Origin of the sequence: Maribacter sp. HTCC2170, assembly GCF_000153165.2 — a bacterium.
Lineage (GTDB): Bacteria > Bacteroidota > Bacteroidia > Flavobacteriales > Flavobacteriaceae > Maribacter_A.
Map to the genome: position 1 here is coordinate 2,753,871 of NC_014472.1, position 12,432 is coordinate 2,766,302.

Sequence of the window (12,432 nt, forward strand, 5' to 3'; positions counted from 1 at the left end):
ATTTTGATTGAAGCCAATAGAGAACATAAAGATTTAGTTGTTAGTATTTTGGTTTCTGCATTTGAAGATATCAAAGAAGATAACTCTATTAATTTTGTAGTGAAACAAGATGAGAGAAGGTCCGATAGAATGAAAATACTAATGGGCTATTTGTTTGAAAAGGCATTGTTATTTGGGAAGGCCTATATTTCTGATGATGAAAAGGCTTGTGTATTGCTAACTTTTTCAGAAAAACAACGGGTGAGTTTTAAGACTATTGGAATGGACTTGAAATTGGCAATAAAATGCATTGATTTAAAAAACCTTAAAAAGGTTGTAAAAAGACAAAGACTGGTAAAAAAACAGTACCCTAAAGAAAATCATGTACGGCCCATTATAACTGGGGTTATGAAAGATAAGTTTGGCGCTGGGACTGGTGCACGATTGATTATGGATGTAATTGATTATTATAAAGAAAATCAACTTCCGGTAGTATTGGATACGGTATCAGATTATAATGTACGGTTATACCAAAAATTCGGATTTAGGATAGAGCATAAAGAAGAGTCTTTAGGTTATCCAATATATTTTATGCGGTTAAATTAAATACTATTGTATTTCTGGTTAGCGAACAAATAAGAGAAGAAAGAAAAGATGAAAAAAATAGGCTTGATCGGTGGTATCACTTGGCAGTCAACATTGCTGTACTACCAATATTTAAATGAAGGAACCGCAAAAGCCCTTGGTGGCAAGCATTCTTCCAAGTGTTTAATAGAATCGGTAGATTTTGCCGATATTTCATTAAAACAAGAGAAAAGTCAATGGGATTTGCTAAATCAGGATTTTGCCGAAATGGCCAATAAATTGGAACAAGCCGGTGCTGAGGTGTTATTGATTTGTGCCAATACGATGCATTTATGTGCAGATGCCATTAAGGAAAAAGTAACTATTCCATTATTACATATTGCCGATGTATGCGGTGAGGAAATAACCAGTAAAGGATGTAAAAAAGTCTTACTATTAGGCACAAAATACACCATGGAGCTTGACTTTTACAAAGATATACTTAAGAATCAATACGGTATCGAAGTGATGATTCCTTCTAAAGAGGATAGAGAAGTGGTTCATGATGTCATATATACCGAATTGGCCAAGGGAATCATTTCTGAAGACTCTAAAAAGCAATATAAAGATATTATCAAAAAATCAGAGGAAGAAGGTGTGGAAGCTGTCATTTTAGGTTGTACCGAAATTCCCTTATTGATTCAACAAGAAGATTGCAGTATCCCAGTAATAGATACCACAAAAATTCATGCAGAAGCTGCGGTTAAGTTTGCCACCGAGCAATAGGTTTAATAAATTAGAAGAGTTGAAATGAAAATTGATTTTAATAAAAATACAGACGGACTCGTTCCCGCTATCATCCAAGATGCAATAACAAAAAATGTTTTGATGTTGGGATACATGAACGAAGAAGCCTATCTCAAAACGGTTGAAACTAAAAAAGTCACTTTTTTTAGTCGTACCAAAAAACGTTTGTGGACAAAAGGAGAAGAGAGCGGTAATTTTTTGAATCTAGTTGATATCAAAAATGACTGCGACAATGACACTTTGCTTATTGCCGTTGATCCCGTGGGGCCAACATGTCATAAAGGTTCAGATACCTGCTGGGGGGATAATAATTCAAGCAATTTTGGGTTTCTTTCCAAGCTTGAGAACACTATTGCCGAACGTCGTAATTTGGCTGATGAAAAGAAATCGTATGTAGCTTCATTATTTGCCAAAGGCATTAATAAAATTGCGCAAAAAGTAGGGGAGGAAGCTGTTGAAGTGGTTATTGAGGCCAAGGATAATGATGAAGACCTTTTCTTAAATGAAAGTGCCGATTTGTTATTCCACTATTTGATTTTACTCCAAGCAAAAGGGTATGAGCTCAATGACATTGTTGAAGTTTTAAAGGGGAGGGATAAAAAGTAAGCAGCAAACAGATCCAGTGAGTGGATTATATACCACCACCAACTATTACCATTTACTGCTTTCCATCCATCAATCTTTCTTGATGATTTCAGATGCGCCTGAAAGATCTTTATGATCTATCACAGCATCACCTTTGTATCTGAGAGAACTAGCACCTGAGGCCTTAATATCTATTGATTCTAATACGGTCAGGTTGGCGTCACTGGCTCCAGAAAGGTCTATATTCAGTTTTTCTGTTATTAAATCATAACCACCCAATTTACTACTTCCCGATAAATTGGCATCCAAGACATCGACATTTCCGAATAAAGAAATATCAGAGGCTCCACTCGACTTCAACTGCACTTCATTGGCATAGATATCGCCAGAGAAAGTAGATGCGCCCGACATACGAATTTTGGCCGTTTGTGTATTCAATTCGTCCTCAAGGAAAATGGCTGAAGCTCCAGAAATATTAAAGTAATTAATATTATTAGTGGTAATATATACGTTTAACGTAGCATTTCCTTTTACAGTGGTATGATTTTTAAGCTTAACGATTAGATTATTTCCCTCTATTTTAACAACTATTTTTTCATGAAGATTGTCATTGGCCTCTATTTCAATTTTTTCTTCACTATCAGAGAATTTTACATAGGCGTCAAAAGCATTGGATAACTCAAGGCCTGTATAGCCACTTAGCTGTACTTCATTTACTGTTACAGCACCTTTTGCCCGTATGGTATCATGGTCGCATGAAGTTATTAATGCACATAAAAATACTAGTCCGAATATTACTGATTTTGTTTTCATTTTGATGATATATTTGATTGATGATTAAATAAATTGGCAAACTCAATTTGAAATAGTCGCCCATTGAAAATTGATTGGTAACCACTCTTCACTGTGTAAATCTGATTGAGTTTGAATGTCATTTTCTTTTCTAAGAAATACTTGATTGTCTGCTGTGAACACATGTTGGGTTTTAATGGCAGCATGATGAACAGCTCGTATTGCTATTGTTTTCATTAGATGTTCTTTTTGTATCTATTTCTGCCCATATTGAATACACCTACTTTAATTCCAATACCTGCGGAAAATCCGTTCACATTCTCGATGCCATTTGGTCTAAGGTCTACCTTACTTGTAAATCTATATTTAACTCCGGCTTCCAATTGCAAATACCTTGAAACATTAAAAAGAAGGTTGACTCCCGGTTCGGCCACAAAAAAGGGATCAAAATCATCTTCATCAAAATCCTCCTCATAATATACATTATCGAAATGGTCATCTATATAACCTATTGCTCCTGCACCTACGAGTAAAGGAAAGGAAAGGTTGACCCTGGATTTGCTAAAAAATATCGGCTCTAAATGCAATCCACCGTAACCACCGATAAGATCTTCACGTTGTGAAAGTGCAGTATTGTAAATGTCTTGGTCAGAATAGATAAAGTTACCTACAAAACCGACCTCAAATTGTTGATTGGCAACATAGGCAACTTTAAGCCCTCCCATAAAGGCATCGTCGCCATCTACTTCGCCATAACCCATGGTAAGGCCTAAATAGACTCCATGAACTACGTTCTTTCGATCGTTGAATTCCATGTATTCTTCTTGTTCGATGTTTTGGTCATTGTCTTGGGCATGCACCATGAACATTGCGCCAAAAGCTACCAATAGATAAGTTGTGATTGTTGTTTTCATTTGTATTTTATTTTGATTGATATTTTATAGACAATCTACTTTCTCAAAAGTTGCATCTATAGAAGTTTATTTTTGAAAAAATGGTGTTTTACTTATTATTCCTTTAAAAGCACTACTCCTTTTTTGCCAGAAATAGAGATCTTTCCCTGTGGATTCTTCCCGTAGGTTGCACTGATCTCTCGTATGCGTTTGCCTTTGTCCAGCATTTTTGAATCTACATTTTCGAAACTCTTCGGAAGTCTTACAACTCCCTGCTCCAAAATAGCGTCAAAGTGCAGTGGAAAATTGGTCACATCAAGTACAATTTCAGAGGATTCTTGTTTTATGGCAATATCTGCTTGGGGATTTAAAACTTGAGACACCCTGAAATCGGCAATTTTCATTGTTAGGTCAATATCCTTGTCCAAGCGACTCAATACCATGTTTGTATACTTTAAGTTTCCATAAACGGCACCTATCGTCTCAATTTCAATTTCATCTTTATTACTGTAGACTTCGAGCGACGTCACGCTATCGACATAGATATTGGACCCACTGCTGTTCAACCGCAGGTTCTTGGTAGTCTCCATATCAAGAGACCCATTTTTCAAGCCAATACTTGCATAGTCGATAGATCTTGCCCGTAGTTTACCGTACCCCATTTCAATATCAGCTTTTGTAAGATTTTCACTGATCCAAATATCGCCATGTGTTACATTGGCCTTTAGTTTGCCAGTCCAATCCTCGATAAGAACATCACCAAATTTATTGGTAACATCGATTTCCGCTTGTACCGGCAAGTAAATAGTATAATCAATCTGAACATTGCTCCGATCAAAATCAAACGGATTGGCCTTTTCAAAAAGATTCCCGAAAAACCCGCTACTCTTTTCAGCTATCTCATAGTTGATAGATACGTAATCATCCCCATCCTTTATTACTGGATTCATTCTTTTCAACAAGTCTTGGGCGTTATCTTTCTTTTTATGGTTGACAACAATATCAATAACAATCGATACTTCATCTTTGTCCCATCCAAAGAGATTTATGTTCCCATATTTGTTTTCCAAATGTAGTTCACCTGCATTGGTCATACTATAGGTTTCCGTTACCTGCTTAGATACTTCTATCTGCGCCGTAATCGCTTGACTTACGAATATCGCTAAGGCAAGTATTAGCCCTTTTTTACAAAATGTATCCATAATCTTCATTTGTTATTTTCGAATCATTAATCTGTTGCAAAAGTTTTTCAATGAGCGTTATTCGCTGTTTGTAATTGGAAATAATAGCCTCGAGTACACGCTGGTTGTCTAGATTGTTGCGCATCTCCAATCGCAATTGTGCGTATTCGTCGTCCAGTTCATCCATAAAGGATAAAAACTCGGTCTTATCGGCATCCGAAAGTTTTGGATGGTTCTGTACCAGTTCCACCTGGTATGAGACCAAATTTTTATAGTGCACATCAATGTCCAACAATTCCTTAGAAACATATTGTGTTTCTGTAGTTGAGGTTTTAAGGACCGACATTCCAATAAATCCGGCAAGACCTATTAGCAGTAATACACTGGCAGCAATACGTATCATTGGTGATTTCCAAAGAGGAATGACCTTAGGTTCTTCGACTTTCAGTTCTTGCGCTATGTTTGCCCAAAGTTTCGCCTTGTCCGCTTTATGTTCGTCAAACTCTGCTGCGTTTTCCTGAATGTGTTTTTCAAAATTGTCCATTACAATGTTTGTATAATTTCCACTAATTTTTTCTTGGCTCTGTGATATTGTGATTTTGAGGTCGATGTTGAGATATCCAAAATCTCCCCAATCTCCAAATGATCATAACCTTCAATCAAATACAGATTAATAATCTGCTTGTAACCAGTCGGTAATTTTGCAATACCTTTTTTTACCTTTCTTATATCCATGGCCTCCGTTTTTTCAACCACTTCTTCTGTTAAGTGATATTCATGCGATTCCATGGGAACAACTGGTAGCTGTTTTGCTTTTAAGTAGTTAATGCTTTTGTTGATCACGATTCGTTTTAGCCATGCTCCGAACGAACTTTTATATTCAAAGCGCGAAAGGTTTTTAAAGGCATCTATAAAACTGTCCTGTACAATATCTTCGGCATCCTCTTTATTACCCAACATACGCATGCCAATATTGTACATCGCATCAACATAGAGCGAATACAGCTGGTATTGCGAGCTTGGGTCTCCGGACTTGCATTGTTCTACAAGGTCACGGTGCGTAAAACGGATATCAGTTTCCAAGGATTACAGGATGGTTTTTACCTACTCAATTACTTTTATTACTTCAAAGACAACACGAATGTAAGATAGTTGCATCTCTGAAAGAAAAAAGACGAAAAATTTGAGGTATGTCCCCAAAAAGATGAAACATGAGGGTGGTATTTGTAGTTATTCTTGCAGCGATGATTTATTATAAATGACTGGCATTTGCCCTTTCCATTTCGTCCATAACTCATTTTCGTTTATAAGACTGGCCATAAAGTGACCTACATTAATACGGCTTGTTTTGCCTGCATTAAAAATAGCACTTCTGATAGGGGATGGGTGTATTTCGTATTCGGTTACTTCATCTTCATTGATTAAACCGTCTGGTCGAACAGCTGCCCATTCAATAAAGTCATTGTTTTGACCAATTTGGGTGCGTAAAAAATCTGCCGCTTTTTCATTATCTACATGAGGTGGTAATAGTAAACGAAGCAGCCCGAGAACACATTTTTGGGCAAATGAAATAGGTTCGTTTAAGTCACGATTACGATTACCGGTCGTGTTCATTAAAACAAACTTAATAGGACGTTTTGTGTTATTGGTGATTATAGCATTACAAAGGCGACGGGCAGCATCTGTCACAAGTTTTCTAGGTTGCCCATACATACCTTTCCAAGTTAAATTATGACCGAGACAAGAGGCAACAGCATCGCAATTATGAACAAGCTCGTTCATTTCTTGGTCACTTAAATCTAGAATGCTAGCAGTGATAATTTGCACGCTGACATTCTTTTTCCACGATTCAGGTAATTTTTCAGGAGATCGTACAACTACTTTAACGGTATGGTTTTGAATTAACAACTGTTTAACCAATTGTGTTCCTGTTGCTCCACTTGCACCTACTACTGCTATTATCATACTTAAGTTATTTGTTTTAGACCTGCATGCTTTTTAGCACACTATTGGCATATGTTATTTATATTTTGATAGTCTGATGTTGTTACTGAGGGAATTTCTTGACCACTTTCGATTTTAATACAGGATAAATCTGGATTCCTATCAGCCTTCAGTTCAACAAGCCCTTGATTGTTGCCCACATCTAGATTGGTAAGTGAATTACTTGAAATATAGAGGTGGGTTAAATTACTATTTTGTGTAAGATCAATGTTCTTAATTCTATTATCAGAAATCAATACCGTTTCTAATAGCGTATTGGTACTAAAGTCTACATTGGTAATCTTATTACTGGTCAATAGAATATTTTTCAGGCTAATGGCCTCATTCGTACCAATAGACTTCAAAAGGTTGTTACTCATATGTAAGACTTCTACCGCTTCATTTTGAATGTTTAATTCTTCGAAGTTATTAAAGGATAAGTTAAGCTCCTTTAGTTGCGTCATTTTAGACAGTCCCTTTATTGTATGGAGTTCATTGGCCAGAATTTCAACCAAAACTAAATTCGGGTTGTTACTAAGGTCAATAGAAGAAATACGATTACCGTTAAGGTATATTGTATCTAATTTAACATTGGCACTTAGGTCAATACTGTCTATGATATGCTGGGAAGCGGACAGTTTCGTCAAATTGACAAAACCCTTTATACCTGTTAAATCACTGATTTGGGTATTTGGAGTGGAATTTAAATCTAACGTAGTGACTTTTTCTGCATCTGCTCGCAAAAGTTGTTGGTTAATTTCACCATCTGAATCAATACCCTCGTTAATTAGAATCAATTCAAAGTCCACATCTGGAATAGCTACATAAGCGTCTTTATCAAAATCTGCTTCGCCGTCATCACTGGTGCACGACATTGTTAGAACCGTGGTTAGTGTAACCACGGCGTTGAGGATTATTTTACTTGGAAAAGTAAGCTTCATTTATATGTTCATTTGGTTTAGAACATATATGACGATACATAAATGGTGATGTTACATTAGAATGCTTCTCGCAGTAAACTTTGTGAAAACTTTATAAGTTTAAAACTTTAGTTTAATACTCTATTTTGCTTCTCTGCCTCTTGATCTTTTAAACGGCCAATCACCATTCCCACAGCCATACCAATGACCAAACCACTTGAAGTGCCAGAGGCGCCAAAACTAGTGCCGAAAGCTAATCCTAAACACATGCCTACACTCATTCCAATAGCGGTATAGTAACCTTTTGAAACAAAAGAAAACTCATCCTTCAAAAACTGTTTGAATGTGGAAAGTTTTTTATAATAGTACCTACGTTTATTTTCAGGATTTGATGATAAATCCAAGGTTTTAAGTTCATCTTCGATTTCCAATACTTGGGCTGCGGATAACTCTCTGTTCTTTAAATTATCTAGAATTGCAATGAATTTTTTATAAACTTTCAATTCTCGTTTATTGTTTGTCTGGGTAACCAGTTTTTCGATAATTTCAATTGCATTTTTTATGTTCATGATTTTTGTCTTTATTTAGTTAGTGCTAAAAATCAAAGAATATTACAGTCCATTGCTTTTTATTTGATTTCCGACTAGTTATTCAGCTCTTAAATCTTCCATATCTGCAATTAATTCGGCCAATTTTCGTAAAACCCTTCCGTATACAATATTTAAATCCCATTTATAAATACGTCCTCCAAAAATGGCCAATACCGCAATAATCACAAGCATTGCAAGCACCCAAAATACGGGTATACCAGATACCATATATGGCTGGTGATCTCCAAAAATGCGATTAAAAGTTCCTCGCATAGGACTGGAAAACCAAAACCCCGAAACCATTGCAATAAAAACATAGGGATACATGTAGCGTGACATCTTCGTATTAACAGCGATCTGTTCTTTCATCCATGCATCAAAAGATTTTAAGTACTGATAACTGCTTACATTTTTATCAATTTTTTCCAAGCTTTTAAAAAGTCGTTTATTCACTAGGACCAAAACATTCAATAGAATGAACATAAGAACGCCCATGACCGGTATTTTCACAAGAAACGAGGCAATAAGTACAACAAACGAAAACACAACAAGGGCATTTAAGTTTATTCTGAACATTCTTTTAAACTTATCTATTATGTGTATAGATTTTTTAGAGTAAAGATTGTTCAGCTTTGGCGCTACCATAGCATTACTTTGTAAAAACCCTTCTTTCCAAATTGATTCAATTGATTTTTCCATCCAATAATTTTTTTAATCGTTCTTTTATTCTGTTGACCCGAACACCAATATTATTAGGTGTAGTACCAATAATTTCTGCAATTTCCTTATTTGGTTTTTCTTCTAAATAGAGTAGAATAATTGCTCTGTCCAGTTCAGATAATCGCTTTATGGCTTCATATAAATAACCCAGATCCTCGTTGGTAAAAGCAGCGTCTTCATCTATTGCTTCATTTTCAGCAATTGCATCTGTGTTAAAATATTGACGTGTTTTTTTCTTCTTCCGAATTAGCGTTAAACATATATTCAATGATAGTCTATAGATCCAAGTTGACCATTTGGAGTCACCACGAAACTTATCCTTGCTTCTCCATATTTGCAAACAGACTTCCTGATAATAATCCTCAAAGTCTTCTTGAGAATCAGTATAGGCCCTACATATTTTAATGATTATTCCGGAATAGGGTAAAATAGATGATGTATAAAAATCGCTACTCAAATAGTATTTTTAGGGTTAGTGGCAGAAGTTAAAGATTATTACACCCTTTTTATACTATTTTTTATATAGAAGTTAATTCAGGCTGTTTTTTCTTCAAATTCTGGACAATCCAGTCGTATCTCAGAATTCAATAATTCACTATTCAATAAGTTACAGTAATCTTTATTTTCGCTATGGCTGTAAAATTTGCAGCCATAACAAGTACGTTGGACGGTAAGTATTTCATTTTGGTTCAATTGGTAAATCAACTTACTCAAAGTTTTAAATAGAGTCTCCAAATCGGTACGCTCATTGCTTTTGAGTTGACTTTGTATAGGATTGGCAAAATCTTCAGTTTCCTTAACGATATTTTTCCCTGAATTTGATAGTCTAATTGAGTAGCTACGGCTATCGGTCGAAGAGTAGTCTTTTGTAATCATGCCTTTTTTGTCCAAAACTCGAATAGCATCACTTATTGTTGGTTTAGTGATATTGAATTCTTTGGCTAAATGACTTACATTACAAATGTCATTTTTGTGATAGGAAATAAAAATCAGGATTTGGATTTGAATAGGACTTAACCCTAACAATTTGGCTTTTTCCCATAGAAGAACTTTAAATGCCTCCGATATTCGTTCAAGACCAGCTACAATTTTACTTGAAATATCGCTCTCTTGATTGCTTGGATTAAAAATACTATTGCCCATAATAAAAAGCCTGTCGAATTTCGGCAGACAGCCAAAGTTAGCAATCCTAATTAAATTAGTTGCAATTTTCCATTTCTATGACGGCAAACCCTTTTTCTTCAACGGATAGGATTATCTCTTCCGTTGCTTGTTCAATATGACAAAACCTGCATTCTTTTGTAGTTAAGTCATTGGTTTTAAATGATTTGCCTTTTAAGTATTCTTTACCGTAACCATAAATGGAATGCTCATTTTTCAAATTACTCGGTACTAGAATATCAAAGTGCATTGTTGTGCCATCTTTACGTTTTACGTAGGTATCCCAAACTGAAACTTTCATATTACGATGTTTAAGAGTTAGGAGCCTGTTAAATTAGGACTCCTAACTTTATAGATTAAAATTAACCTTTTACATCTGCCATAGAAGCACCAAAGTTGATATGAAGTGTATTGCCATTAGGTGTAACCAAAGCCGGAACAGAATTTACTCCCGCCGTTTCGGCTTCAACTATTCGTGACCTGTCTTCTCCAATATTTACTATTTCTACGTTTTCACTTCCTACTAATCCTATGATGTCGTGTTCTGCACTTATACAAACTGGACAACCTGCGTGATAGAAAATTGATTTACTCATTTTAAAGGGTTTTTATAATTAATGCACAATTGCAATACAAAAATAGTAAGGAATCCTAACAATACCAAATTTGGTACAATTATTTTCGCTTGTTCTATATATCCAAATTAAAGATTATTGTTTTGAGAGGGTAGGGCAACTGCCATTATGAGCGGAGCAATAAGCATGACTAATTGCCGTTTTTCATGATCGTATAAGTGTTTTAATTCATACTCGTCATTCCGAGTTGGTTAATAGCTTGTTTTTTGTTTTCAGCTAGTGCAAAACTTAATTCAGTCCAAGCGGTACCCTCGATTCCTTTGAGTTCAAGTCCGTTTTCCGTTTTAGTTATCGTAAATAAAAAATCAGCAAGATTGTTGTCTTTGTCCAGAGAAACATCATCCAATTTGGCCATTCCATATTCATCAACTGCCTGTGATTGGTACGCGTTTAGACTAAACGACAAGTCACTCCAAGCACTTCCTTCAACACCTTTCATTCGTATGCCGTTGTCGGTTTTCTCAACGATAACTTTAAAATCTTTTAAATCAACTGATATTTTTTCTTGACCAATTAGTTCAGGACTCGTTAAGAAAAGAATTGCAATGAATAAATTCAAAAATGGTCTTTTAAAGTTCAATTCTGTTTTCATATTACATGATTTTAATTTTCTGTTCGTACTTGGGGGCTTACACGCAACGTTTTGATTATAATTTTCCTGGTCCCGACATTGTATAAAGTTAAGGATTTCCGTTTAGGAAATCCGTAAGTAATGGATTAATAGGTTTAGTTGGCAATAGTTATTTTTTTCAGGCGGTATCTTATAATTATTGCAAGAACGAAGGCAACTAAAACATGTATTAGAGGTACCGCGAATAACATTATTAATCTTCCCAAGCCATACTCGTCATGGCCTAAAAAACTCAAATTCCCATAGATTGTATAAATGGTGTAAATGGTTAAAATTGCAAAATTAACAGCAAAAAAAATCCAAAAATATTTCCATTTACGAACTAAGTAAATACTCAATATCCATAATACAAGTCCAACACCAAGTATTACCAATGGTTTCATTCTTTTACTTTTTTACCATTTATATATTCAAAAATTAATTCATTTCCATTATTGTCATAACAGAATTCTTTTCCATGCCTTCTTCTGCCATCGTATTCACAGCTGTAGGTCAATTTATTATTTTCAAACTGTTCAAGTAATACTTTTTTTCCACTTTCATCATAACTTATTATCTCTAATGTATCTTTTGAAAGTCTAAACCTTATTTCCTTCTCAATAACCCATAGTTTGTATCGGTTATATATGGTTTTATCAGAAATCTTTTTTTCTTTAGTATTAAAATAGAGATTACTAGATAAAATAACTCCGTCCTTGTAATTTTCTTCGTAAGTCAAATATCCATTTTTTCGTTTCCGTTGAGCAAGTCCTGTAAATCTCTGTCCATCCATTTTATAGACTAAATCGTTGTCGATATATATTTCCTTCATGTTCAAGGTATCTTGGGAACTCAATTCAAAAGAAGTCAAAATAATAACTAATAAAACTATGTGTTTAAGATAATTCATAATTATTGCCAACGGTTCGGCTATGATCTGCTACGGAAAATGTCCACCAGACTTTTCTGTCATAGCATAAAGTTAGTGAATAAGCGAGGATTTCCGTTTAGG

19 protein-coding genes are annotated in these 12,432 nt (G+C 35.1%); 3 read left to right on the forward strand and 16 right to left on the reverse strand.

Annotation, left to right across the window (positions count from 1 at the left end):
- The first annotated feature begins 3 nt into the window (after positions 1-3).
- The 3 genes from FB2170_RS12010 to hisIE are packed head-to-tail and all read left to right on the forward strand — an operon-like array spanning position 4 to position 1,956.
- The gene (locus FB2170_RS12010; RefSeq protein ID WP_013306830.1) at positions 4-585 is read left to right on the forward strand and encodes a GNAT family N-acetyltransferase; all 582 of its coding nucleotides are present in this window, start codon (positions 4-6) and stop codon (positions 583-585) included.
- Positions 586-633: 48 nt separating this feature from the next.
- Positions 634-1,329, forward strand: coding sequence for an aspartate/glutamate racemase family protein (locus tag FB2170_RS12015; RefSeq protein ID WP_013306831.1), 696 nt, complete (start codon positions 634-636; stop codon positions 1,327-1,329).
- A 24-nt stretch (positions 1,330-1,353) separates the two neighbouring features.
- Positions 1,354-1,956 carry a bifunctional phosphoribosyl-AMP cyclohydrolase/phosphoribosyl-ATP diphosphatase HisIE gene (hisIE, locus tag FB2170_RS12020; protein WP_013306832.1) on the forward strand — a complete coding sequence of 201 codons (603 nt, stop codon included), beginning with the start codon at positions 1,354-1,356 and terminating at the stop codon, positions 1,954-1,956.
- 69 nt (positions 1,957-2,025) lie between these two features.
- Here hisIE and FB2170_RS17050 read toward each other — a convergent pair whose 3' ends face one another.
- The 16 genes from FB2170_RS17050 to FB2170_RS12100 form a co-directional block, all read right to left on the reverse strand.
- Entirely contained in the window at positions 2,026-2,748 is a 723-nt protein-coding gene (locus FB2170_RS17050) for a head GIN domain-containing protein (protein WP_013306833.1), read from the reverse strand.
- 42 nt (positions 2,749-2,790) lie between these two features.
- The gene (locus FB2170_RS17380; protein WP_013306834.1) at positions 2,791-2,964 is read right to left on the reverse strand and encodes a hypothetical protein; all 174 of its coding nucleotides are present in this window, start codon (positions 2,962-2,964) and stop codon (positions 2,791-2,793) included.
- Positions 2,964-3,641: a hypothetical protein gene (locus tag FB2170_RS12030; RefSeq protein ID WP_013306835.1), complete on the reverse strand. Its 678-nt coding sequence runs from the start codon at positions 3,639-3,641 to the stop codon at positions 2,964-2,966. The genes FB2170_RS17380 and FB2170_RS12030 overlap by 1 nt, the downstream gene beginning before the upstream one ends.
- A gap of 95 nt (positions 3,642-3,736) precedes the next feature.
- Complete coding sequence (locus tag FB2170_RS12035; RefSeq protein WP_148232102.1) at positions 3,737-4,822, reverse strand: hypothetical protein; 1,086 nt, start codon at positions 4,820-4,822, stop codon at positions 3,737-3,739.
- Positions 4,806-5,345, reverse strand: coding sequence for a hypothetical protein (locus tag FB2170_RS12040; RefSeq protein ID WP_013306837.1), 540 nt, complete (start codon positions 5,343-5,345; stop codon positions 4,806-4,808). Before FB2170_RS12040 ends, FB2170_RS12035 begins: the two co-directional genes overlap by 17 nt.
- Positions 5,345-5,884: an RNA polymerase sigma factor gene (locus FB2170_RS12045; protein ID WP_041632832.1), complete on the reverse strand. Its 540-nt coding sequence runs from the start codon at positions 5,882-5,884 to the stop codon at positions 5,345-5,347. Before FB2170_RS12045 ends, FB2170_RS12040 begins: the two co-directional genes overlap by 1 nt.
- Positions 5,885-6,031: 147 nt before the next feature.
- A complete protein-coding gene (locus tag FB2170_RS12050; RefSeq protein ID WP_013306839.1) occupies positions 6,032-6,766 on the reverse strand; it encodes an NAD(P)-dependent oxidoreductase in 735 nt (244 codons plus the stop codon).
- 41 nt (positions 6,767-6,807) lie between these two features.
- A complete protein-coding gene (locus FB2170_RS12055; protein WP_013306840.1) occupies positions 6,808-7,725 on the reverse strand; it encodes a leucine-rich repeat domain-containing protein in 918 nt (305 codons plus the stop codon).
- 107 nt (positions 7,726-7,832) lie between these two features.
- Entirely contained in the window at positions 7,833-8,273 is a 441-nt protein-coding gene (locus tag FB2170_RS12060) for a hypothetical protein (RefSeq protein WP_013306841.1), read from the reverse strand.
- A gap of 78 nt (positions 8,274-8,351) precedes the next feature.
- Positions 8,352-8,993 (reverse strand): hypothetical protein, encoded by a 642-nt coding sequence (locus FB2170_RS12065; protein ID WP_013306842.1) that lies wholly within the window; start codon positions 8,991-8,993, stop codon positions 8,352-8,354.
- A complete protein-coding gene (locus tag FB2170_RS12070) occupies positions 8,977-9,471 on the reverse strand; it encodes an RNA polymerase sigma factor (protein ID WP_013306843.1) in 495 nt (164 codons plus the stop codon). Before FB2170_RS12070 ends, FB2170_RS12065 begins: the two co-directional genes overlap by 17 nt.
- Before the next feature lie 77 nt (positions 9,472-9,548).
- Positions 9,549-10,157: a MarR family winged helix-turn-helix transcriptional regulator gene (locus tag FB2170_RS12075; RefSeq protein ID WP_013306844.1), complete on the reverse strand. Its 609-nt coding sequence runs from the start codon at positions 10,155-10,157 to the stop codon at positions 9,549-9,551.
- Positions 10,158-10,212: 55 nt separating this feature from the next.
- Positions 10,213-10,476 carry a DUF2024 family protein gene (locus FB2170_RS12080; RefSeq protein ID WP_013306845.1) on the reverse strand — a complete coding sequence of 88 codons (264 nt, stop codon included), beginning with the start codon at positions 10,474-10,476 and terminating at the stop codon, positions 10,213-10,215.
- A gap of 61 nt (positions 10,477-10,537) precedes the next feature.
- Positions 10,538-10,771: a hypothetical protein gene (locus FB2170_RS12085; RefSeq protein WP_013306846.1), complete on the reverse strand. Its 234-nt coding sequence runs from the start codon at positions 10,769-10,771 to the stop codon at positions 10,538-10,540.
- 202 nt (positions 10,772-10,973) lie between these two features.
- Positions 10,974-11,402, reverse strand: coding sequence for a hypothetical protein (locus tag FB2170_RS12090; RefSeq protein WP_013306847.1), 429 nt, complete (start codon positions 11,400-11,402; stop codon positions 10,974-10,976).
- A 418-nt stretch (positions 11,403-11,820) separates the two neighbouring features.
- Positions 11,821-12,252 carry a hypothetical protein gene (locus tag FB2170_RS12100; RefSeq protein ID WP_148232103.1) on the reverse strand — a complete coding sequence of 144 codons (432 nt, stop codon included), beginning with the start codon at positions 12,250-12,252 and terminating at the stop codon, positions 11,821-11,823.
- Between the last annotated feature and the right edge of the window lie 180 nt (positions 12,253-12,432).

Bases quoted from the DNA above. Each gene is read 5' to 3' on its own strand.
- FB2170_RS12015 (WP_013306831.1), top strand. From the start codon at position 634: ATGAAAAAAATAGGCTTGATCGGTGGTATCACTTGGCAGTCAACATTG.
- hisIE (WP_013306832.1), top strand. From the start codon at position 1,354: ATGAAAATTGATTTTAATAAAAATACAGACGGACTCGTTCCCGCTATC.
- FB2170_RS17050 (WP_013306833.1), bottom strand. From the start codon at position 2,748: ATGAAAACAAAATCAGTAATATTCGGACTAGTATTTTTATGTGCATTA.
- FB2170_RS17380 (WP_013306834.1), bottom strand. From the start codon at position 2,964: ATGAAAACAATAGCAATACGAGCTGTTCATCATGCTGCCATTAAAACC.
- FB2170_RS12030 (WP_013306835.1), bottom strand. From the start codon at position 3,641: ATGAAAACAACAATCACAACTTATCTATTGGTAGCTTTTGGCGCAATG.
- FB2170_RS12035 (WP_148232102.1), bottom strand. From the start codon at position 4,822: ATGGATACATTTTGTAAAAAAGGGCTAATACTTGCCTTAGCGATATTC.
- FB2170_RS12040 (WP_013306837.1), bottom strand. From the start codon at position 5,345: ATGGACAATTTTGAAAAACACATTCAGGAAAACGCAGCAGAGTTTGAC.
- FB2170_RS12050 (WP_013306839.1), bottom strand. From the start codon at position 6,766: ATGATAATAGCAGTAGTAGGTGCAAGTGGAGCAACAGGAACACAATTG.
- FB2170_RS12055 (WP_013306840.1), bottom strand. From the start codon at position 7,725: ATGAAGCTTACTTTTCCAAGTAAAATAATCCTCAACGCCGTGGTTACA.
- FB2170_RS12060 (WP_013306841.1), bottom strand. From the start codon at position 8,273: ATGAACATAAAAAATGCAATTGAAATTATCGAAAAACTGGTTACCCAG.
- FB2170_RS12065 (WP_013306842.1), bottom strand. From the start codon at position 8,993: ATGGAAAAATCAATTGAATCAATTTGGAAAGAAGGGTTTTTACAAAGT.
- FB2170_RS12075 (WP_013306844.1), bottom strand. From the start codon at position 10,157: ATGGGCAATAGTATTTTTAATCCAAGCAATCAAGAGAGCGATATTTCA.
- FB2170_RS12080 (WP_013306845.1), bottom strand. From the start codon at position 10,476: ATGAAAGTTTCAGTTTGGGATACCTACGTAAAACGTAAAGATGGCACA.
- FB2170_RS12085 (WP_013306846.1), bottom strand. From the start codon at position 10,771: ATGAGTAAATCAATTTTCTATCACGCAGGTTGTCCAGTTTGTATAAGT.
- FB2170_RS12090 (WP_013306847.1), bottom strand. From the start codon at position 11,402: ATGAAAACAGAATTGAACTTTAAAAGACCATTTTTGAATTTATTCATT.
- FB2170_RS12100 (WP_148232103.1), bottom strand. From the start codon at position 12,252: ATGAAGGAAATATATATCGACAACGATTTAGTCTATAAAATGGATGGA.